The 22,077-nt window shown below is 73.7% G+C and carries 15 protein-coding genes and 1 pseudogene; 6 read left to right on the top strand and 10 right to left on the bottom strand.

Annotation, left to right across the window (positions count from 1 at the left end; genetic code table 11):
- The first annotated feature begins 24 nt into the window (after nucleotides 1–24).
- Nucleotides 25–3,474, top strand: a complete 3,450-nt coding sequence (locus FIV44_RS31140; protein ID WP_219996312.1) for a lamin tail domain-containing protein — start codon at nucleotides 25–27, stop codon at nucleotides 3,472–3,474.
- A 98-nt stretch (nucleotides 3,475–3,572) separates the two neighbouring features.
- Here FIV44_RS31140 and FIV44_RS05965 read toward each other — a convergent pair whose 3' ends face one another.
- The 5 genes and pseudogenes from FIV44_RS05965 to FIV44_RS05945 form a co-directional block, all read right to left on the bottom strand.
- The gene (locus FIV44_RS05965) at nucleotides 3,573–4,781 is read right to left on the bottom strand and encodes a hypothetical protein (RefSeq protein WP_141003651.1); all 1,209 of its coding nucleotides are present in this window, start codon (nucleotides 4,779–4,781) and stop codon (nucleotides 3,573–3,575) included.
- Nucleotides 4,781–5,251, bottom strand: a complete 471-nt coding sequence (locus tag FIV44_RS05960; protein ID WP_141003650.1) for a hypothetical protein — start codon at nucleotides 5,249–5,251, stop codon at nucleotides 4,781–4,783. Before FIV44_RS05960 ends, FIV44_RS05965 begins: the two co-directional genes overlap by 1 nt.
- A 215-nt stretch (nucleotides 5,252–5,466) precedes the next feature.
- The gene (locus tag FIV44_RS05955) at nucleotides 5,467–9,348 is read right to left on the bottom strand and encodes an Ig-like domain-containing protein (protein ID WP_181411017.1); all 3,882 of its coding nucleotides are present in this window, start codon (nucleotides 9,346–9,348) and stop codon (nucleotides 5,467–5,469) included.
- A gap of 26 nt (nucleotides 9,349–9,374) precedes the next feature.
- Complete coding sequence (locus tag FIV44_RS05950; protein WP_141003648.1) at nucleotides 9,375–10,571, bottom strand: Ig-like domain-containing protein; 1,197 nt, start codon at nucleotides 10,569–10,571, stop codon at nucleotides 9,375–9,377.
- Between the two features lie 335 nt (nucleotides 10,572–10,906).
- Nucleotides 10,907–12,712, bottom strand: a pseudogene (locus tag FIV44_RS05945) (Ig-like domain repeat protein); the annotation flags it as partial.
- Nucleotides 12,713–13,443: 731 nt separating this feature from the next.
- On the opposite strand from FIV44_RS05945, the gene prfB reads away from it, so the two are divergent.
- The gene (prfB, locus tag FIV44_RS05940; RefSeq protein ID WP_141003646.1) at nucleotides 13,444–14,565 is read left to right on the top strand and encodes a peptide chain release factor 2; all 1,122 of its coding nucleotides are present in this window, start codon (nucleotides 13,444–13,446) and stop codon (nucleotides 14,563–14,565) included.
- On the opposite strand, the gene FIV44_RS05935 is transcribed toward prfB, so the two are convergent.
- From FIV44_RS05935 to FIV44_RS05915, 5 genes are all read right to left on the bottom strand, one after another.
- Nucleotides 14,562–15,776 (bottom strand): lysozyme family protein, encoded by a 1,215-nt coding sequence (locus tag FIV44_RS05935; protein ID WP_141003645.1) that lies wholly within the window; start codon nucleotides 15,774–15,776, stop codon nucleotides 14,562–14,564. The two genes, prfB and FIV44_RS05935, sit on opposite strands and share 4 nt — an antisense overlap.
- Before the next feature lie 168 nt (nucleotides 15,777–15,944).
- A complete protein-coding gene (locus FIV44_RS05930) occupies nucleotides 15,945–16,142 on the bottom strand; it encodes a hypothetical protein (RefSeq protein ID WP_141003644.1) in 198 nt (65 codons plus the stop codon).
- A 71-nt stretch (nucleotides 16,143–16,213) separates the two neighbouring features.
- Entirely contained in the window at nucleotides 16,214–16,468 is a 255-nt protein-coding gene (locus tag FIV44_RS05925) for a fibronectin type III domain-containing protein (protein WP_141003643.1), read from the bottom strand.
- Nucleotides 16,465–17,985, bottom strand: coding sequence for a zinc metalloprotease (locus FIV44_RS05920; protein ID WP_141003642.1), 1,521 nt, complete (start codon nucleotides 17,983–17,985; stop codon nucleotides 16,465–16,467). The genes FIV44_RS05925 and FIV44_RS05920 overlap by 4 nt, the downstream gene beginning before the upstream one ends.
- Before the next feature lie 76 nt (nucleotides 17,986–18,061).
- On the bottom strand, nucleotides 18,062–18,712 hold the full coding sequence (locus tag FIV44_RS05915; RefSeq protein ID WP_141003641.1) for a hypothetical protein: 651 nt from the start codon (nucleotides 18,710–18,712) through the stop codon (nucleotides 18,062–18,064).
- Nucleotides 18,713–19,010: 298 nt separating this feature from the next.
- On the opposite strand from FIV44_RS05915, the gene ftsE reads away from it, so the two are divergent.
- From ftsE to FIV44_RS33055, 4 genes are read left to right on the top strand one after another with little or no spacing between them, the layout of a single operon-like run.
- Complete coding sequence (gene ftsE / locus FIV44_RS05910; protein ID WP_141003640.1) at nucleotides 19,011–19,700, top strand: cell division ATP-binding protein FtsE; 690 nt, start codon at nucleotides 19,011–19,013, stop codon at nucleotides 19,698–19,700.
- A 37-nt stretch (nucleotides 19,701–19,737) separates the two neighbouring features.
- Nucleotides 19,738–20,280, top strand: coding sequence for a permease-like cell division protein FtsX (locus FIV44_RS31895; RefSeq protein ID WP_246086837.1), 543 nt, complete (start codon nucleotides 19,738–19,740; stop codon nucleotides 20,278–20,280).
- The gene (locus FIV44_RS31890) at nucleotides 20,226–20,684 is read left to right on the top strand and encodes an FtsX-like permease family protein (RefSeq protein WP_246086836.1); all 459 of its coding nucleotides are present in this window, start codon (nucleotides 20,226–20,228) and stop codon (nucleotides 20,682–20,684) included. The genes FIV44_RS31895 and FIV44_RS31890 overlap by 55 nt, the downstream gene beginning before the upstream one ends.
- 55 nt (nucleotides 20,685–20,739) lie before the next feature.
- Nucleotides 20,740–22,050, top strand: a complete 1,311-nt coding sequence (locus FIV44_RS33055) for a M23 family metallopeptidase (RefSeq protein ID WP_141003639.1) — start codon at nucleotides 20,740–20,742, stop codon at nucleotides 22,048–22,050.
- Nucleotides 22,051–22,077 lie beyond the last annotated feature (27 nt).

Genomic DNA, 22,077 nt, shown 5'->3' with positions numbered 1-22,077 from the left:
CGCCGACCCCCGAGGAAATCTCCCGTGCGCTCATCCCGCCGGCTCACCGGCCTTCTCGCCGTGGCCACCGCCCTGGTCCCGGTCCCGCTCGTCCTCTCCGTCGCCGCCCCCGCCCACGCGGCGGCGCCCGACGTCCAGATCACCGAGTGGGAGTACAACGGCTCGGAGTTCGTCGAGCTGACCAACACCGGCACCGAGGCGGTCGACCTGACCGGCTGGTCGTTCGACGACAGCAGCCGCACGCCCGGCTCCTTCCCGATCGGCGGCCTCGGCACCCTCGCCCCGGGGGAGTCCGGCGTCATCAGCGAGGTCGCCGCGCCCGCCTTCCGCGCCGAGTGGGACCTCCCCGTCGGCGTGAAGGTCGTCGGCGGCAACGACCAGAACCTCGGCCGCGCCGACGAGATGAACATCTACGACGCGGACGGCCAGCTCGTCGACCGGCTGACGTACGACGACCAGGCCGGTCTCGGCCCGCGCACCGACGTCGCCAGCGCCTGGGCCCCGGACGAGGCGGCGCTGGCCGCCGGCGACGCCACGGGCTGGACCCTCGCGACGGCGGGCGACGCCGAGGGCTCCTGGACCTCCGCCGGCGGCTTCGTCGGCTCGCCGGGCACCTCGACCTTCGGCGGCGCCACGAACGTGCGGATCACCGAGTGGGAGTACAACGGCTCGGAGTTCTTCGAGATCACGAACCTCGGCGCCGGCCCGGCCAGCCTCGCCGGCTGGTCCTACACCGACAGCGCGCGGGTCCCCGGCGCGGTCGCCCTCGGCTCCCTGGGCGTGCTCGCCCGCGGCGAGTCCGCGGTGGTGAGCGAGGCCGGCGCCGTCGACTTCCGCGCCGAATGGGACCTCCCGGCCTCGATCAAGGTCCTCGGCAACAACAGCGTCAACCTCGGCCGCAGCGACGAGATCAACATCCACGACGCCGCCGGCGCGCTCGTCGACCGGCTGACGTACAACGACCAGGCCGGGCTGGGGCCGCGCACCGACACCGCGAGCGCCTGGGTCCCGGAGGCGGCGCTGGGCGCCAACGACGCGGCCGCGTGGGTGCGGTCCACGGTCGCCGACGCCGAGGGCTCCTGGGCCTCGACCGGCGGCTTCGTCGGCTCGCCCGGCACCAGCACGCTCGGCAACAACCCGCCGGGCAAGCCGGAGGGCTCCGGCGAGGAGCCGGACCCGAGCGACGTGAGGCTCAACGAGATCGAGTCCAACGGCGACGTCGTCGGCGACTGGGTCGAGATCACCAATGTCGGCGACACCGCGATCGACGTGTCGGGCTGGAAGGTCCGCGACGTCGGCGACGACCACCCGTTCGCGGTGATCCCGTCCGGTACGACGCTGGCGCCCGGCGGCTTCTTCGCGCTCTACACCGAGTTCCCGCCGCCCGGCTTCGGCCTCGGCGTCGACGACACGGTCACCCTCTTCCTCCCCGACGGCAGCACCGTCGTCGACACCTACAGCTGGTCCGGCGGCCACGCCGCCACGACGTACGGCCGCTGCCCCGACGGCACCGGCGAGTGGCAGGTGACCACCGTCCCGACGCGGGGCGCGGCGAACGCGTGCAGCCCGATCCGGGTCAACGAGATCGAGTCCGACGACCCCGGCGAGGGCCCGGACTGGGTCGAGCTGGTCAACCTCTCCGACGACGCGATCGACGTCGCCGGCTGGGTGATCAAGGACAACGGCGACGCTGCGCCGACCACCCTGCCGACCGGCACCGTCGTCCCGGCGCACAGCCACCTCGTCGTCGACGACCTCGCCGCCGGGCTCGGCGGCAACGACGCGGTCCGGCTGTTCGACCCGTCGGAGAAGCTGATCGACTCCTACGCCTGGACCTCGCACGCCACGCAGAGCTACGGCCGCTGCAAGGACGGCGTCGGCGCGTTCGTCGACAACGTCACGCCCACGCCCGGCGCGACCAACAGCTGCCCCGGCCCGGACACCCAGCCGTGGCCCGGCTCCCAGAGCGTCGCCGTCGCGGACCTCGCGGAGACCTTCAACCAGGACGCCAGCGGCGTGGTCTTCGACCCGGCCGACCCGAACGCCCTCTGGGTCGCGCAGAACAAGGCCGGCACGCTCACCAAGCTGGTCAAGGACGGCAGCACCTGGGTCCCGGCCGCCGGCTGGTCGCCCGGCCGGAACCCGCGCTACCACGACGGCACCGGCGCGCCCGACACCGAGGGCATCACCTTCGGCCCCGACGGAGCGGTCTACCTCGCCGCCGAGCGCGACAACGACGTCAGCGGCGTCAGCAAGAACACCGTGCTCCGCTACGAGCCCGGCACGTCGATGAACGCCACCGACGAGTGGGACCTCAACCCGATCCTCCCGACGGTCGGGGCGAACCTCGGCCTCGAGGGCATCACCTGGATCCCGGACTCCGCCCTGACCGCCGGCGGCCTGATCGACGCGAGCACCACCGAGGCCTACGACCCGGCCGACTACCCGCACCACGGCAGCGGCCTGTACGTCGTCGCGGTCGAGGGCACCGGCCTGCTCTACGTCCTCGCGCTCGACCAGACCGCCGCCGTCCAGGAGACCGCCCACCTGATCGCGACCGCCGACCCGCAGCTGCGGACCAACGCCGGCCCGCCGGGCGTGATGGACGTCGTGTGGGAGCCGGAGGCCGAGCAGCTGTGGGCCGTGTGCGACGACAGCTGCGACGGCGTCACCGTCACCCTCGAGCTGGCCGACGGCGGGTTCGGCGTCACCGCGGCGTACGACCGTCCCGTGGGCATGCCGAACCTCAACAACGAGGGCTTCGCGATCGCGCCGCAGTCGACCTGCGTCGCGGGGGAGCGAGAGGTCGTGTGGGCCGACGACGGCGACACCGACGGCCACTCGCTGCGCAGCGGCACGCTCCCGTGCGAGACGCCGGTCGGGACCTTCGACAACACGACCCCGCCGACCGTGACGGGCACGCCCCTCGTCGGGTCCGTGCTCACCGCGGGAGCCGGCACCTGGACGCCCGCCCCGGACTCCGTCGACCGCCAGTGGCTCGCCGACGGTGCGCCCATCGGCGGCGCGACCGGACCGACGTTCACGCCCACCGTGGCCGAGATCGGGCGCGCGATCAGCGTCCGCGAGACCGTGCACGCCACCGGGTACGCCGACGGCGAGGCCACCAGCGTCGCCACCGCCCCGGTCGTGGGCGTGGGCCTCCCGGCGCCGGCCGTGGTCAAGGGACAGCCGGTCGTCACCGCCAAGGCCAAGCCGAAGAAGGTCCGGGCCGGGAAGCGGGCGAAGCTGGTCGTCACCGTGACCGCGCCCGCCGGCACCCCGGTCACCGGCACGGTCACGATCAACGGCCCCGGCGTGAAGAGGACGACGGCCGAGGTCCGCAACGGCAAGGTCACCTTCCGCCTCAAGGCGTTCCGGACCGCCGGGAAGCGGAAGGTCCGGATCACCTACGCCGGCAGCGACCTCCTCCTCCCCGTGAGCACGGTGGTGAAGGTCAAGGTCAGGAAGCGCTGACCCCGGGCAGCACGACGCCCCGGCCGTGAGGCGCGGCCGGGGCGTCGTGCGGTGTCGTCGTGCCAGGCCCGGAGGAGAGCCGGGCCCGGAGGAGAGCGTCAGTCGAGGACGCCGGGCGCGGCGCCCTCGTCGTCGATCCACTCCTGTCCGTCGTCGAACAGATCGCGGTCCTCGCCGTCACGCTCGTCGCGCTTCCGGCGCCCGGCCGTGCCGGCCGCAGCCGCGCCGCCGCGGCCGCCGGACCCCCGTCCTCCGGCGCCACCGCCGCGCCGGCCGACGCCCGCCCCACCGGTGCGTCCGCCGGCGCGGCTGACCGGGCTGCCGGGAGTGGCGGCGCCACCGCGCCCCAGCGAGCCCGGCGCCCCGGCCCGGGTGGTCGAGCCGATCGCCCCGACGCTCCCGCTGAGACCGCGGCCGCTGAGCAGTCCCCGGATGCCGCGCACCAGCCCGGGGGCGCCGAAGACGCCCGCCGCCGTGACGCCCCCGATCACGCCGGGCGCGCCCTGGCTGAGGCCGAGTCCGGTCCCGCCGGGGCCGGACTGGTCGGGCAGCTCGAGGTCGGGGTCGAGGGTGGAGATCGGCGGCGGCCGCACCGCCGGTCCCGCGCCGGCCGCGGCACCGGGGTCGGCCGACGGGTCGTCGACCCCCGGGACGTGCTGGCCGGTGTCGTCGGAGATCCAGGTGCCCGTCGGGACCGATCCGTGGCGGACCGGCGGGACGTGGCCGCCGCCGGTGTCCGTGTCGTCGTCCTGGCCGCCGCCGTCGTCGTCGACGGGCTCGCCCTCGACCTTCGACAGGGCGGTGTACGCCTCGTCGTACCTCTCCAGGAGCCGCGCGACCTTCTTGCGAGCCTCCTCGTCGGCGTTGCCGTAGGCGGTCACCGTGTGGTTGTAGGCGTTGACCTCGCTGGCGTGCTGCTTGAGAGCGGTGACGTCGTCGGCGATGTCGCCGGTGGACGGGGGTGCGGCGGGCGGCGTGTCGGCGGGAGCGTCCGGCGCCTTGTCGGCGGCCGTCTCGGCCGACTTCATCGCCGTCGCGGCGTGCTCCAGGGCAGTGGCGACGTCGGCCATCTCCTGCTGCCGGCCGTTGATCCGCGCCACGGCGCCGTCGAAGACGGCCATCGCCTCGCTGCCCGTCTCGCGCTCGCCGAAGCCCTTCACCAGGGCCTCCTTGCCGTCGTTGAGTGCCGTCTGGATCGTGCCGAGCGCCGTGGCGGTCGCCTCCCAGGCGAGCTTCGACGCGGCGACGTCCTTGCTCGACATGCCCGCGGTGCGGTGGAGCAGGTCGTTGAGGTGCTGGCCGGTCATCAGGCTTCTCCTCCGGTGCCGTCGGTGCTGTCGTCGGAGGCGGGGACGGGCGGGGGCTCGTCGCCGTACCAGCCGAGGTCGAGGTCGCCGGCACGGGCCAGGAGGATGCGGAGGTCGGTCTCCGCCTGCTCGTCGGCGCCGCCGATCGCCTTCTTCGCGAGGTCGATCGCCTCCTGGAAGGTGAGCAGGTCGGTCTGCATGTCCTCGAGCGACTTCACGATCACGCCGTGTGCCCGGGTGTGCTCCTTGGCCAGCCGGGTGGACTCGGTGCCCTGGCCGAAGGACGAGGCGGGGATCGAGCCGTCGGAGGTGAACTTCTGGTCCTTGATCACCTCGATCTGCTCCCCGAGGGTCTCGAGGATCTTGTTGACCTCGGTCTCGACGAGCAGCAGATCCCGCAGGGCGGTGACCCCGACGATCAGTGCGGGGTTGAAGATCGGGATCGGGATGAGCGGGAGGGGTGCGGTCATGGGCTGGTTCCTTGATGGTCCCGAGGACAAGCGGCACGCAGGCGGCTACCCACCCTGCGGCCGGCCCAAACGGCCACCACCGGAGCGACACTAGTAGCGTGTCGGATTGCCGGCGTGGTGTGCAGAGAGGGAGTCGGATGGTGTCTCGGGTGGTCCGGTCGCTGCCGGCCGCGGCCCTGGCGCTGGCGCTCGCCGGCTGCTCCGACGACGAGCCGTCAGGAGGCCCCGGCGTCGCGACTCCGCCGACCACGCCGTCGACGACGTCCGCTGCCCCCGCGACCCCGTCGGTGACCCCGGCCAGCGGCCAGGAGATCTCCAACGACACGGTGAGCATGCGGCTGACCGACGATCCCGACTGGCAGGTCGCCCGGTTCTCGACGACGGTGACCGGTGGCCTGCTCCGTGAGGACGGATCGATGTCGGCCAGCGTCTCGGACATCCGGTCGACGGGCGACGATGAGTTGGACAGCCTCGCGGCCGCCGCCGAGAAGACCTGGTCCGACGACGACCCCGCCCCGCTCCGTGTGGCGAACCGGGAGATCGACGGTGTGGACTGCTACGTGCTCGAGGCAAGCAACGACGACAGACGCCGCTACATCGTCGGCGGCGACCATGACGGGTTCACCTTCAGCATCGACTTCAAGGTGCCGGTGGCCTGGACGGACGGCGACCAGCTGATCGAGGAGATGCTCGCGTCGGTCGACATCAGGGACCACTGACGCGACGCCCCTAGCGACCCCGCCGTGGTCGGTGGCCGGCAGGAGGTCGGCGTTGCCGGCGAAGGCCACGGTGAACCCGTCGGCGTTGACGTAGGCGGGCATCGCCGGCGGCACCTTGCACTTGGCGAACCCGTCAGCGTCGGTGACGGCCCGGCAGATCTCCAGGTAGCCGCCGGAGACCGTGGTGTTCGTCGAGAACACCAGGGCCTGGCCCGCGACCGGCCCGTTGCCCGGACCGCGCAGCGTGGCCGCCACCTCGCGCACCGTGAACAGCTGCGAGTTGATCACCCTGAGGTCGTCCAGGTGGGTAGCCGCGCGCTGCACGACCTGGCTCAGCGCCGGGGAGGTGCTGGCCGAGCGCGTGCCGTCACCGGAGTACGACGCCGACAGCGCGTAGGTCCCCGCGGCCAGGCCGTCGACGTCGAGGGTCGCCTGCTGGTGCCCGTCGACCGTGGCGAGGGGTGCGGTGCCGATGACGTCGTCGCCGGCGAGGAAGGTGACCGTCCCGGTGGGCTTCCCCGGAGTCGGCACCGCGTCGCCCACCGTCGCGGTCAGCGTCACCCGGTCGCCGTACGACGACGGGTTGGCGCTGGACGCGATCCCGGTCACCGTGACGCCGGACCCGACCACCTGGGCGATCGACTCCGCCGACCCCTCGAAGGTCACGCTGCCACCGTAGGTCGCCCGGATCTCGTGGGTGCCGGGCGCCAGCGCCGCCGTCGTGTACGACGCCGTGCCGGTGTCGGCCTCGGCGGCCGGTGCCAGGCTCGCCGCGCCGAGCAGGACGCCGCCGTCCCAGAACTGCACGACGCCCGTGGGCGTGCCGGTGGCCGGGGCGACCGCGCGGACCGTGGCGGTGAACGTCACCGCCTGGCCCTGGTCGGACTCGGCGTCGTCGGAGGCGAGCTCCGTGGCGGTGCCGCCCTTGCCGACGGTCTGGCCGTTGCCCTGGTCGAGCAGGCCGGTGCTGCCCACGAACCGCGGCTCACCGCTGTAGACCGCCGAGATCCGGTAGGTGCCAGGGGCCAGGTCGGTGAACTCGGCACTGGTCGCCGAGCCGTCCACCAGCGGCACCGGTGCGCCGAGCGACGCGCCGTTGACCTTGAACTGGACCGTGCCGACGGGATCGCCGGCACCCGGCGCCACCGGGCTCACCGCCGCGGTGAAGCGGACCGCGCCGCCCGGCTGGGACGGGTTGGCCGAGGAGGACACGACGGTCGAGGTCTGGGCCCGCTGGACCTTCTGCGCGACCGAGCCGAAGCTGCTCGTGAAGCTGTCGTCGCCGTCGTAGGTGGCGACGACGGCGTGCTGGCCGACGGCGAGGGCGTCGACGGTGATCGACGCGATCCCGCCGGTCGCCGAGCCGACCGGCGCGCTGCCGAGCACGGTGTCGCCGTCGGTGAAGGTCACGGTGCCCGACGGCGAGCCGGCGCCCGGGGCGACCACGTCGACGGTCGCGGTGAACGTCACCGGCTGGCCGACGACCGCGACGGGCGCGCTGCTGGTGACCGTGGTCCTCGTCGCCGCCCTGTTGACCGTGTGGCTCACGGCCGCGGAGGTGCTGGTGACGAAGCTCGGGTCGGCGCTGAAGTACCGCGCCCGGACCTGGTGGCTGCCGCGGGCCAGGGTGCTCGTGGCGAGCTCGGCGACCCCGTCGTCGAGGGGGACGAACGCCCCCGGCTGGCCGTCGATCTCGAACTGGACGACGCCGTCCGGGCTGCCGGTGGCCGGGGCGACCGGGGTGACCGTCGCCCGGACGGTCACCGACTGGCCGACGACCGACGGGCTGGGGGAGACGCTCACGACCGTCGTGGTGGGGGCCGCGGCCACCTGCTGCTCGAGCGAGTCCGAGGCGCCGGCGAAGCGGTCGTCGCCCTCGTAGCTGGCGGTGATCAGGTGGTCCCCGGCGTCCAGCCGCACCGGCGCCGACACCGCGCTGCCGCCGCTGAGCGCGACCGGGGAGCCGATCTCCTCGCCGTCGGCGAAGAACCGGACCGTCCCGCTCGGGTCGCCGGTGCCGGGGCCGACCACGTCGACGTCGGCGGTGAAGGTGAGCGGCTCGCCCGCGACCGCGGCCGGGTTGGAGGTGCTCAGCGCCACCGTGGTGGCGGCGCGGTCGACGCCGTGGCTGATCTCCGCCGAGGAGCTGGCGGCGAAGTCCCCGTTGCCGTTGTACGTCGCCTGCACGGTGTGGTTGCCCGGTTGCAGGTTGCCGATGGTCAGCGTGGCGGTGTCGCCGGCCAGCGGCACGGCGGTGCCGTACGGGTCGCCGTCGACGTTGAACTGCACGCCGCCCGCCGGGTCGCCGACGCCGGGTGCGACGACGCCGACCGTGGCCGTGAAGGTCACCGCCTGGCCGCTGACAGTGGGGGAGCCGGTGCTGGTGAGCACGGTGCTGCTCGGCGCCTTGCCGACGGTGAGCTGCCGCGTCGTCGCGGTGCTGGCGCCCACGTCGGCGTCCCCGCTGTAGCGAGCGCCGATCGTGTGCGTGCCGGTGCTCAGCGACGAGGTCGCCGGGGACGAGGCCGATCCGCCGGAGACCGGCGCCGGGGCGCCGAGGTCGGCGCCGTCGACGGTGAACTGGACCGTGCCCGACGGCGTGCTGGTGCCGTTGTCGGCCGCGACCTGCGCGGTGAAGGACACCGCCTGGCCGTGGACGACGTCGGCGGGCGGCACCAGCGTCGTCGTGCTGGGGTTCTTCTGCACCTCGAACGGCGTCGACGCCGAGGAGCCCTCGTAGTACGCCGTCTCGGCGAACGCCGCCGTCACCGTGGCCGACCGCGGCGGCCCGGAGACGGGCAGGATCGCCGTGGCGACGCCGCTCGCGTCGGTGGTCGCGTTGACCGACGTACCGTCCGACAGCGAGAAGGTGACCGGCCGGCCCGGCAGGACCGACGACGACAGGTGGGGGTCGGTCAGCGTCGCCCGCACCGTCGCCGAGGTGTTCTGCGCGGCCTCGGTGGCGCCGGTGTAGGCGAGCTGGGTGATGTTCTCGATCGTCACCGACCGCTCGGTCGTCCTGGTGTTGTTGGAGCAGAGGATCGTGCCGGTGCGGTTCCGCTCGACCGCCCGCGCGGTGTAGGCCCCGTTGGGGTACGCGTGGGTGTCGAAGGTGAGGCTCTTCGCACCCTCGCCGCCCTGGACGCTCTCGATGACGGCGACGTTCGAGGAGTCGACCAGCAGCAGCGTCGTCTGCGGGCCGCTGCCGTTGACGCACAGGCTGCCGTTGCTCGCCCCGCTCGCGGACAGGGTGGCGTTGCCCCGCAGGACCGCACCCGCGGCCGGGGCGGTGATGTCGGCCGAGGCCGGCGAGACGAGGGCGACGGGGATCCCGATCGCCAGGGTGGCGGCCGCGAGGGCCGCGATCGTGCGCCGCACAGAGGTTCCTTTCATCGGAGCGGGCCTCACTTCAGGAGGGCGCCGCGCGCCGTGGAGGAGAGGTGGTCGGCGTCACCCGCGTAGGTGACCGTGTAGCCGCCGTTGAGGGTGAGGAGCAGGATCTGGGCGGCCGCGTTGCAGACGGCGAACCCGGACTCATTGGTAGTCGTGGTGCACACCGGCTTGGTGCCGACCCGGAACTCCAGCGGTACGCCGGCGAGCGGGCTGCCGCCCGCGGTGACGGTCGCACGCAGCTGGCCGAGCGGCAGCAGGAGCGGTGTCAGCGACACCACCGCCGGTGTGGCCTCGATCGCGGTCGGCCGCTGGGCCACCGACACGCTCCGGGTACCGGACGCGCCGGCCCCGAAGCGGCTGCTGCCGGCGTACTCCGCCCTGATGGCGTGGCTGCCCGCCGCCAGCCCGGAGACCGTCACGGTCGCCACTCCGGTGGCGTCCGCGCCCGGCGCCAGGCTGGCCGTGGCGAGGACCTGCCCGTTCTCGGTGAAGGTCACCGTTCCGGTCGGGGAGCCCAGCCGGCCCTCGGCCGGGGTCACGGTGGCGGTGAGGGTCACCGGGTCGCCGTACACCGCGAAGTCGCGGTCCACGGCGAGCGCGGTCGCCGTCGCGATGGTGCCCACCTGCTGGGTCAGCTCCGCGGTGCCGGCGCCGTAGCGCGGGTCGCCGGAGTAGAGGACCGTCACCGTGTGGCTGCCGGGCGCCAGGTCGCCGACCGCGGCGCTGGTCGCGCCGCCGTCGACGAGGGCGACCGCGGTGCCGAGCGGCCGGCCGTCGACGGAGAACTGGACGAAGCCGGTCGGCGCGACCTCCGCCCCCGACGTGACCTCGGCCGAGAACCGCACGTCCTCGCCGACCCCGGACGACGGGGCCGAGGAGCTGAGGGACACCTCCGCCGTCCCGGTCGTCACCGACTGGGCGAGGATGTCGCCGCTGCCGGCGAACCCGGGCGCGCCCACGAAGCTCGCGATGACCGTGTGGTCGCCCGGCTCCGCCGACGCGATCGGCGGGCTGACCGCCTCGCCGTCCTCCACCGCGACGGGATCGCCGAGGTCCTGGCCGTCGACCGAGAACTGCACGGTGCCGGCCGGGGACCCGTCCTCGGCGGCGACGCCGGCGCGGAAGGTCACCGTGTCGCCGTACGCCGACGGGTTGGCGCTCGAGGTGAGGGTGGTCGTGGTCGCCACGATCGCGGTGCCCGGGATCACCGTGTGCGCGACGGCCTCCGACTCGCTGGCGCGGTAGTCGGTGTCGCCGGCGTAGCGGGCGGTGACCTGGTGGGTGCCCGGCGGGAGGTCGTCGACGTCGAGGGTGGCGACGCTGCCCGAGGGGAGACCGCGAGCGGGACGGCGCCGAGCGACTCGCTGCCGGCGTAGAAGGTGACCGTGCCGGTGGGCGCGCCGGAGCCGGGGCTGACGGCGGCGACGGCCGCGGTCAGCCGGACGTTCTCGTCCTGCACCGACGGCGACGGGGTGGCCTGCACGGCGGTGGTGGTGTCGGCCGGGTCGACGACCTGGTCGATCTGGTCCGCACCGCCCAGGTACTGGCCGTTCCCGGCGTAGCGGGCCTCGACCGTGTGGGTCCCGGCGCCGAGGGACGTCAGCGGCGGGAACACGGCCACGCCGTTGTCGAGCGCGACCGGGCTGCCGGCCTCGCTGCCGTCGACGAGCAGCTGGACCGAGCCCGCGGGTGTGCCGCCCCCCGGGGCCTGGACCGCGACGGTGGTGGTGTAGCTGACCGCCTCGCCGCTGACCGTGTGGCCGGCCGAGGCGTCCAGGGTCACCGTGACCGACGCCTTCGCGACGTTCACGGTGCGCGGGGAGGCCGCGCTGGCGCCGTACACGTCGTCGCCGGTGTAGGTCGCGACGACCGCGTTGCCGCCGACGGCGAGGTCGTCGACCACCACCGAGGCGTTGCCGTCGGAGCCGAGGCCGGCGCGCGCGACCTCGGTGCCGTCGACGGTGAAGACCACGTCGCCGGTCGGGGTGCCGGCGCCGGTGGAGACCACGGCCGACAGGGTGACCGGCTGGCCGTGGACGGCGCTGCTCGGGGACACCGAGGACGCCGTGCTGGTCGCCAGCAGCGGCTCGCGGACCCGGAAGTCGACCGCGGCCGAGGTGCTCGCGGCGTTGTCGGCCGAGCCGCTGTAGACGGCGGTGACGGTGTGGTTGCCGAGGCCCAGGGTGGACAGCGCGGCGCTGGTCGCCTGGCCGTCGCTCAGGGCCACGGCGCCGCCGAAGTCGGAGCCGTCGACCTTGAACTGGACCGTGCCGGTGGGGGTGGCGCCGTGCGTCGGCGTCACGTTCGCGGTGAACCGGACCGGGTCGCCGACGGTGACCACGCTCGGGTCGGCGGCGACGGTCGTGGCGGTCGCGATCCTCCCGATGGTGAACGCCGACGTCGCGGACGCCGCCGCCAGGTCGGCGCTGCCGGCGTACGACGCCGTGAGGGTCGCGTCGCGCGGCGGACCGGCGAGGGCGATGGTGGTCTCGGCGACGCCGCCGGCGTTCGTCGTCGCGGTCGCGGAGGCGTCGCCGCCGAGGGCGAAGGTGATCGTGCGTCCCGCGACGTCGCCGCCGGCGAGGTCGGTGAGGGTCGCGCGCAGGGTGGCGGTGCTGCCCTGCGGCGCGGCGAGGTCCCCGCTGTAGGTCAGGGTGCTGCAGTTGACCGGGGTGACGACGAGGGTGGCGGCGCTGCTCGCCCCGCCGGCGCTCACCAGCACGCCCCAGCTGCCGCGCACCCCGCTCTTCTGCAGGCCGTCGGCCTGGGTGGGCGCGGTCAGCGTGGCGGAGTAGTTGCCGCCGCTGGTCGTGGTGGTGGTCGTGGTGACGAGCTGGCCCAGGCTCACCGGCGACCGGTCGAGGGAGACCGTGACGGGCACGCCGGCGGCGCCGGTGCTCAGCCGGCCGGCGACGGTGACGTCACCACCAGCGCAGCTCAGCGACGGGGTGATCGTCTCGGTGACGGTCGTCGACGCCGCGGGAGTGGAGGCGCCGGAGAGCTTGCGGTCCAGGACGAGCGTGGCGCCGTCGAGCGGGAGCTTGAGGTACTCCTGCGCGTCGTTGCGCTGCGCCGCCGACCACCAGTGGGTGCTCACGGTCGAGGAGTCCGCGCTCTGCGCGTGGACGCGCTTGGTCGCGAACGTGCCGGCCGGCACCGTGACGTTCGCGTTGGTGACGCTCGCCGGCGCGTCGACGTCGAAGGTGCCCTCGAAGGGAGCCCCGCCGCTGCCGAAGCTGCCGGCGTCGTACGTGAAGCCGCCGGTGTAGTCCACGCCGAGGTCGTTGAGCCAGCTCTGGCCGGCGTCGACCGGGTAGGCGATCCCGCGCCAGCCGCCGACGGGATCCATCTGCAGGTCGATCGCGGCGGTGATGTTCGCCGAGATGATGGCGACGGTGGCCCGGGCCCGGAGGTCCTGGTGCTGCTGCTCCCGGAGCAGGGCGAGGTCGGAGCGGCGGACGTAGCGGGTGCCGCTCACGGAGCCGGAGAAGCTGCCGAGGCTGGCGTTGCCGATGCCGTCCACGGCGGCCGTGCCGCTGCCGCCGGTGATCGTGCCGGTGATGTCGAGCCGGTAGGCACTCTGCCCCTGGAAGGTCTCGATCCCGGCGACCGTGTAGGTCACGTTCTCGTTGATCGTGACGTCCGCCTCGGGAGCCGTGTAGCGGAAGGAGGTCTGGTAGGTCCACGACCAGCCGGTGCTCCAGGTGGCGACGTCGTCGCCCGCGGCCTGGGCGGCCCGGACGGGCGCCGCGGTGGCGACCAGGCCCGCGACGACGGTCGCGAGGACGCTGAGCCAGGCCAGTCGTCGTCGGACGTCGCGGGCCGCGCGGCGGCGGCCTCCGGGCATGAGGGTGCTGTCGATCGGCGCAGGGAGCATGCGTCACCGTCCCGTGAGGAGGGGATGCCACCCGAGAGGAACGGGCACGGGAGCCCATGTGGCGGAGGGAGTGTGCGGGATTCAAGCAGGTTGTGACCGCACGCACATCCGTTTTCTGAAAAGGGTTCACGTTTTCTTCGCCGGGAGCGGGATCGGGGACGGCGGTTCGCCCCGTTCCGTGCCGAGCCGTAACCTTGCTCCTCGTGGCAGGAACCGACTACGACGCCGAGATCAAGCAGCTGACTGCGACGATGCGCACCATCGAGCAGGTCCTCGACCTGCCCAGGATGGAGCAGGAGATCGCCGACCTCGGCGTCCAGGTCGCCGCCCCCGACCTGTGGGACGACCAGGCCAACGCCACCCGCGTCACCGGCCGGCTCTCCTCGCTGCAGGGACAGGTCGAGCGCTTCCGCGGCCTCCAGCAGCGCATCGACGACCTCGCGGTGCTCGCCGAGCTCGCCGCCGAGGAGGGCGACGACGACACCCTCGCGGAGGCCGAGGCCGAGCTCGGGAAGATCAAGCAGTCCGTCGAGGGGCTCGAGGTCCGCACCCTCCTGTCCGGCGAGTACGACGAGCGCGAGGCGATCGTCACCATCCGCTCCGGCGCCGGCGGCGTGGACGCTGCGGACTTCGCCGAGATGCTGATGCGCATGTACACCCGCTGGGCCGAGCGCAACAAGTACCCCGTCGAGGTCTACGACGTCTCCTACGCCGAGGAGGCCGGCATCAAGTCGGCCGAGTTCGCCATCCACGCCCCCTACGCCTACGGCACCCTGTCCGTCGAGGTCGGCACCCACCGCCTGGTCCGGATCAGCCCGTTCGACAACCAGGGCCGCCGCCAGACCTCCTTCGCCGCCGTCGAGGTGGTGCCCCAGCTCGAGCAGACCGACGAGATCGAGGTCGACGAGAACGACATCCGCACGGACGTCTTCCGGTCGGGTGGCCCCGGCGGCCAGTCGGTCAACACCACCGACTCCGCGGTCCGGCTGACCCACATCCCCACCGGCATCGTGGTCTCCTGCCAGAACGAGAAGTCGCAGCTGCAGAACAAGGCCGCCGCGATGATCGTCCTCAAGGCCAAGCTCCTCGCGAAGAAGAAGGCCGAGGAGGCCGCGCTCAAGAAGGACCTCAAGGGCGACGTCGCCGCCAGCTGGGGCGACCAGATGCGCAACTACGTCCTCAACCCGTACCAGATCGTCAAGGACCTGCGCACCGGCTACGAGACCGGCAACCCCCAGCCGGTCTTCGACGGCGACATCGACGGCTTCCTCGAGGCCGGCATCCGCTGGCGCCGGGGCGCCGAGCAGACCGCCGAGAGCAACTAGGGAGTCTCGGCCGGCGGCGTACCGCTCGGCTCCGGCTCACCCGGCTCCGTCGGAGGCGTCTCGGGCTCCTCGGGCGTGGCGCAGTCGCCGGGCTCGGAGCCGTCCGTTCCGTCCGTTCCGTCGGCGGGGTCCGTCGGGTCGGTGTCCTTCGGGTCCGCCGACGGGTCGTCGCCGGGGGCCGGGCAGGTGGCCGGCGGGTTCGGCGACGACGGCTCGTCCGGCTGCGCGCCGGCCGGCGGGGTCGGCGTCCGCACCGGCACCGGCTGCTGCTTCTCCTGGCGCAGGGCGTCGACGCTCTCCGCCCGTGCGGCCGCGACGGGCGCGGCGGGGTCGTCGGCCGGCTCCGCGATCACCCGGGCCGGTACGACGGTGGGCGGATCGGCCGGCCAGGGCTCCATGGCCCGGTAGGCCCGCGCGGCGGCGCGGACGCGCTCGGCGAACTTCGGGTGGGCGTTCATCGCGGCGAGGGCGGTGGTCCGGCCGGCCTTGTCGCCGAGGTCGGCGCCGGTGCTGCACAGGAGCACGGCGGTGGCGAGCGCGGCGTCGTCGATGTCCTGGGGGTTGCGGGTGCCGTCGGCGTCGCCGTCGACGCCGACGGTGGCCCACGCGGTGGGGGACAGGCCCATGGGCCCGACGGTCCGGTCGTACTGGGCGTCGAGGTCGAGCGCGCCGGCGTCGGTGTCGGACTGCTTGCGGCGGTTCTCGTCGCGGACCACGGGTCCGATGATCGCCGGCGTCGCGACGCCCTGGTCGTCGAGGTTCGAGGGTCCGATCCGGCCGTGGCGGCTCACGACGTGGCCGATGCCGGCGAGCAGGGTCCAGGAGAGGTGGCAGTCGGGGCTCGCGGTCGCCATCACGGCCTCGGCCCGCTGGTAGGCGCTGATCGCGGCCGCCGGGACGGCGTCCGGTCCGGTGCCGGCGGGACGCGCCTTCTGCAGCGCGAAGCGCACCGACGCGCCGGACGCGGCTCGGATCTCGGCGGGGACCGGCGCCGGGTCGCTGGTGGCCGGCGCGGTCCGGGCCGCCACCGGCGGCTGCTCGGGCGGCGGACCCGTCGGGACGGGCGCGCTGGCGCTCAGGGTGAGGGACGCCGCCGTGACCGAGGCGAGCGTGACGGTGCTCGCGCCGATCAGGCTGACGAAGGTGGCACGTCCGCCGTACGTCGCGCCGAGGCGGCGGCTGAGGGGGGTGCCGTTGGTTTCGCGTGCCACAGAGGGCCCTTTCGTGTGGTTCCCCGTGGTGGCGCGTCTCGCTCGGGGAAGGTCCATCCAACGCCTGCGAAGGGCGTCATTCAAGGAAGGCGTGCCGAATTCCCCAATAGTTCGGACATCGGTCATCCGATCGGCCGGGGGATCCGCGACCACGCACGGTGCAGTGGGTCAGTCCCGCTCGGCCTCCGCTGCGTCGAAGATCACCTCGGCGACGGCGAACGCCAGCACCGCCCCGAGCGCGCCGACGACGTCGCCGTCGGCGAGCAGCACGACCGCGATCGCGGCGCCACCGGCGCGCCACGCCCAGCGCGGGACCGCGAACCGGCTCGATCGCCGGCCCCGATCGGTGTCGAGCCTCTCCTGCACAAAGACAGTAAACTAGATCGACTTAATCATGGGAAGGCCGGCCCCCGCCCGGACCCCGGGGACGGGCCCGGTCAGCGGGCCCGGGCCGCCGCCGAGCGCGGGCTGAGCGGTCCCCAGCCGAGGTCGTTGCGGGCCTTGACCCGGACCGCCCAGCGCCCCTTGCGCGGCAGCACGAGCTCGGTGCCGGCCGCGGCGCCGGGCGGGACGGCCGTCCTCCGCCGGGCGACGACGCGGCCGCGGGCGTCGAGCCGCAGCGCCTTGACCACATAGCCCGTGATGGCGCCGCCGCTGGTCACGGGCGCCTCCCAGGCGACCCGGACGGTCACCTGGCCCCCGCGGGCGCCCTTGCGTACGGCGGGCGCGCGCGGCGCCCCGGGCGCGAGGCCGCGGCCCCGGCGACCTCCGGGATGTCGCCGTCGGCGGGGTCCAGCGGGACCTCGGTCGGCGGGGGGACCGGGGCGCCGGTGCCGCCGGCGCAGCCGCTCATGAGGAGCTGGTAGGTGCCGACGCTGCCGTAGCCGTCGTACCCGCCGCCGCTCCACGCGCTGCTCCCGCCGGCGCCGGAGCCGCCCCCAGACACCGCCAGGTAGTAGGGCCCGCCGGCGAGGGGCACGCTCAGCGCTGCGCCCATCCCGCTGAGCGTCCCCGTGGGGGTCCGGCTGGTCGCGGGAGCGTCGGCGGCGATCAGGCCCCCGGAGGCGTCGCGCAGCTCGAGGACCAGGTCGAGGTTCGGTCCGATCGCGGCGGGCGAGGCGGCGGCGGAGAGCGTGCCGGTGCAGTCGGTGAGGGCGTACCAGTCGCTGTCGGTGGGGCTCGAGATCACGCCCCTGCCGTCGGGCAGGGTCGTCAGCGCCGCCGCGGTCGCGGGGGTGCTGCCCGCCTCGTCGGCGCGGGGCGGCAGTCCGTGCGCGGCCATCACGGCGAGGTCGTCCTCGTGGTTGTTGCCGCCGGGGTAGTCGCCCTTCGACCACTGCGTGACGGCGGAGGAGTACGGGCTGCCCATCAGCGGCCCCCAGAGCGCGCTCCCGGCGTAGTACCCGCTGCCGCCGGTCCCGTCGTGCGCGAGCCCCAGGGTGTGCCCGGCCTCGTGCGAGGCGGCCTCGGCGAGGTGCTTGGCCTTGTTCCCCAGAGCGTTGGGGAACACCCAGGCCGGGCTGCGCGTCTCGCCGAGGGTGATCGCGTCGAAGGTGCCGATCCAGGCGATGCCGCCGCAGCCGCCGTTGCACAGCTGGGCCTGGACCGAGCTGTCGTTCGTGAACGCCACCCGGGTGCCGTACGTCGGGTCGCCGGCCGACGAGCGCCACAGCGCGCCGATCGGCGGCTCCTGCGTGGTGACGTCGACGTCCCAGGGGGAGAAGTCCTCCGCGACCCGGGCCCAGACCTCGCGGATCACCGCCTGCTCGCTGTCGGAGAAGAAGGGGGACGCGTCCATCGACCAGCCGCCGAAGAGCAGGCTGGTCAGGCCCTGCAGCAGCCACGAGTTGCTGCCGAGCAGGCTGCCGCCGTCGAAGTCGAGGTAGATGGTCCGGGCGGCGCCGGGCCGGCTGTGCAGGGTGAAGGTGTCGGCGAGCGCGGCGTCCGCCAGGGCCTCGGCCACGCGCGGCCCGGCCTCCTCGGCGTCGTCCGGCTCGGTCTCCTCGGCGGGCGGGTGCCACTCGTCGACGGCGAACAGGGTGCCGTCGGCCGCCACGTCGACGGACGGGTCCTCCGCGAGCAGGCGCTGCTCGGCGGCGGTCAGCCCGGGGACGCCGGGGTCGGGCTCGGCGGCGGCCGCCGGGTGGGCGAGCATCCCGACGGCGAGGGTCAGTCCGGCGAGGCCGGTCCCCGCGCGCAGGAGGTGCATGGGCGCCCGATCGGCGCCGGCGCGGCGCCCCTGAGCGGATGCCGGTCAAGTCGGGACCATGGTCCTCGCAGGTCCGTCAGGTGAGCGGCACCGACGCCGCCTGCGCGACCGCCACGCACCAGCGTCCGGCCCGGTCGACGAGCTCGTCCTGCGGTACGCCGGCGGGCAGGGTGAGGCTGCACGCCAGCCACGCGTCGCCGAAGAGCCCGCGGAAGGACACCGTCTGCGTGTCGTCGCCGGCGCACAGGACGCCGGTCGACGGGGCGCCGTACGCCGGTGCGCCGGGCAGCGCCGCGCAGGCCTCGGTCGCCGACGCCTCGACCATCCGCTGCGCCGCCTCGGCGGTGACGGGCGGGGCGAAGACCCAGCCGCGGGCCTCGACCGCCGTACCGGTGTCCGCGTCGGTCGCCTCGCTGGGGGAGAAGCGGCAGCCGTACTCGTGCGCGACGTCGCCGCCGGGGAAGGCGTCGGACTGCTCGCCGTTGTCGTAGGCGGCGAGGGTCGCCTCCTCCTCGAGCGCCTCCTGCACCGCGGCGTCGGGCACCAGGTCGCAGAACGGCGCGCGCTGGACCACCGCCGTGGTCGTGTCGAACTCCGTCAGCGGCGTGCCCTGGTAGGCGGCGGGCTCGCGGGTGAGGGTGGCGTCCCCCGACATGGCCACGCCGACGGCGATCGGCACGAGCGTGAGCAGCGCTGAGAAGAGCAGCGCACGCAGGACCGTCGGCACGCAGGTCACCCTACCGACGCGGTGCGCGGCACCGGCGACGTGACGTGCCTCTCCATCGCCACGACGCACCGGGCAACGCCTCCGCCGGTCGTCTTCGGGCGTGGCGTACCGTCAGGCTGGTGGTCATCCCCGGAACCTCGTCGTGTGTCCCGCGCCCCGAGCACGCACCTGGCTGCGTCGGCGTCGCTCGGAAGACAACCCGGTATGCCGTCGCTCCGCCGCCTTGCCAGGCACGCACTCGGGGGCCACTTCGTTCAGACCCGCTCCACCCCCGACGAGCCTCCGGAGACGACCACCGGTGATTCGCTTCGAGAAGGTCACCAAGCGCTACCCCGGTCCCGGCCGGCCGGCGCTCGACCAGGTCACCCTCGACATCGACAAGGGCGAGTTCGTCTACCTCGTCGGCACGTCGGGCTCCGGCAAGTCCACCGCGCTGCGGCTGGTGCTGCGCGAGCTGAGGCCGACCACCGGGCGCGTGCACGTCGCCGGCAAGGAGATCAACCGGATGGCCGGCTGGAAGGTGCCCCGGCTGCGGCGCCAGATCGGCACCGTGTTCCAGGACTTCCGGCTGCTGCCCAACAAGACCGTCGCGGAGAACGTCGCCTTCGCCCAGCAGGTGATCGGCAAGTCGCGCCGCGAGATCGGCAAGGTGGTGCCCGAGACCCTCGAGCTGGTGGGCCTGAAGGACAAGGGCGACCGGATGCCCGACGAGCTCTCCGGCGGCGAGCAGCAGCGGGTGGCCATCGCCCGCGCGTTCGTCAACCGGCCGATGATCCTGATCGCCGATGAGCCGACCGGCAACCTCGACCCGGCCACCTCCGTCGGGATCATGAACCTCCTGGGCGACATCAACGGCACCGGTACGACGGTCGTGATGGCCACCCACGACCACGGCATCGTCGACCAGTTCACCAAGCGGGTGATCGAGCTGGACCACGGCAAGGTCGTGCGCGACGAGGCGTCCGGCAGCTACGGCTTCCAGCACTGAGCTCGACCCACCACAGCAACGAGAGAGTCTCCGATCCATGCAGCTGCGCTACGTCTTCACCGAGCTCCGCACGGGCCTGCGACGCAACCTGTCGATGCACCTGGCGGTGATCCTCACGCTGTTCGTGTCGCTGTCGCTGGCGGGCATCGGCATCCTGGTCCAGCGCGAGGCCACCGTCGCCCGCGACAGCCTGGGCGACGAGCTCAAGATCCTGGTCAACCTCTGCACCGACGACGACCCCTCCCACAGCCCGAACTGCGCGAGCGGTGAGGTCACCGCCGACCAGCAGCAGCGGATCGAGAAGGAGATCGACGACAGCGACGAGGTCGCCTCCTCGACCTTCCAGTCCAAGGAGGAGGGCTACCAGCGCGCGTACGAGCAGGCCAAACGCAGCAACACCGAGGCGGCCTTCGAGGGCCCCGACCCGGTGGTGACGGTCGAGCGCTGGCCGGCGGCGTACTGGGTGACCCTGAAGACCCCGAGCGGGCCGACGGCATCATCAGCGCCCTCGAGGGCCTCGACGGCGTGTCGGTCATCAAGGACCAGCGCAAGGCGCTGGGCCAGATCTTCGGGATCATGACGGTGCTCAAGTACGGCTCCTGGATCGGCGCCGGCTTCCTGCTCTTCGCGGCCCTGCTGCAGGTCACGAACACCATCCGCCTGGCCGCCCTGGCGCGCCGGCGCGAGATCGGGATCATGCGGCTGGTCGGCGCGTCGACGCTCTACATCGCCCTGCCCTTCCTCCTGGAGGCCCTGGTCGCCGCGATCGTCGGCGTCGCCCTCGCGGCCGGCGTACTCGCCGCGTTCCAGTACTGGGGGGTGGAGCGGGCGCTGGCCGACCACGTCCAGTTCCTGCCGTGGGTCGACTGGGGCGACTACGCCCAGGCGCTGATCGGGCTGTTCCCGCCGGGCATCGTCATCCTCGGCCCGGCGCTCACGCTGATCCCGACACTCCTGCTGACCCGCAAATACGTCAAAGTCTGACCCGCGGCGACTACGGTCGCCTTGTTCACTTCCCCGAACATCGATTGGTCTGACTGTGCGCTTCTTCCCCAGCGCCCTGTGGCTGCGCCGTGCCCTGCCCGACCTGCGCGACAGGCTGCCCGTGTGGGCCCACCCCCAGTGGCTGGTGACCGCGGTCGCCGTCGTCATCGCCATCGCCGGGCTCGCGGTCCCCCTGGCCCACGCCGACGACCGTGACGACCTCAAGGACAAGCAGAACCAGGTCCGTGGCGAGATCGCCGGCGTCAAGGGCGACATCCACGAGGCCAGCAAGAAGGTCGCGAAGATCGCCAAGCGGCTGAAGAAGGCCAAGGCGGAGCTCGGCGACGCCCGCACCCGGCTCGCGTCCGTCCGGGCCGACCTCGCCACCGCGCAGGCCGCCGCGGCCACGCTCGCCACCCAGCTCACCGAGGCCGAGGGCCGGCTGACGGTGGCCAGGACCGCGCTGGCGCAGGCCCGCGCCGAGGTCGCGGTCCAGCGGGAGGCGAGCCGCGACACGCTCATCGGCATCGCGACCCGGGGGGACAGCAGGCTGGCCCTCCTGTCGGCGTACGCCGATGCCGGCACGATCGAGGACGTGCTGATGGGCGAGACCACCAACGAGGTGGTCGTCGGCCGCCAGAACGACGCGCTGGTCGCGCTCAACGCCGCCGAGGACGCGATGGAGCAGCAGCGGACCGAGGTCCGCGCCGCGCGCGACCAGGTCGCCGACGCGAAGAAGGCCGCCGACGACAACGTCGCCACGGTCACCGCGCTCGTGAACCGGGCCGCGGCGACCGAGACCGAGATCGCCGGGCTGGTCACGCACACCAAGGGCGTGCGCAAGGAGGTCGTCGCCGCCCGCGAGGCCGACCGCAAGGCTCTGCGCCGGCTGGAGAAGCGCGAGGCCAAGATCAAGGCCAAGATCATCGAGCTCTCGAAGAAGCAGGGCGGCAGCTACAACGGCGACACCAACGGCCTGCTCGCCCGTCCGGGCCCCGGGCGCGTCACCTCGCCGTACGGCTACCGGATCCACCCGATCTACGGGTACTGGGGCCTCCACAACGGCACCGACTTCGGCACCGGCTGCGGCGCCGCGCTGTGGGCCGGCGAGTCCGGCACCGTGATCAACGAGTACTACGACGAGGTCTACGGCAACCGGCTCTACCTCGCGATCGGCAAGGTCAACGGCGCCGACATCGTCCTGGTCTACAACCACCTCAGCAAGTACGCCGTGGGTGAGGGCGCGAAGGTCAAGCGCGGCCAGGTCGTCGGGTACTCCGGCAGCACCGGCTGGTCCACCGGCTGCCACCTCCACTTCATCGTGATGCGCAACGGCGACACCGTCGACCCGATGACGTACCTGTAGAAACCGCATTGCGCGGTCCTGAGAGAA

Source organism: Nocardioides humi (assembly GCF_006494775.1).
Classification (GTDB): domain Bacteria; phylum Actinomycetota; class Actinomycetes; order Propionibacteriales; family Nocardioidaceae; genus Nocardioides; species Nocardioides humi.
The sequence above is the reverse complement of the archived record's forward strand: the minus strand, read 5'-3'. Positions and strand labels throughout refer to the sequence as shown.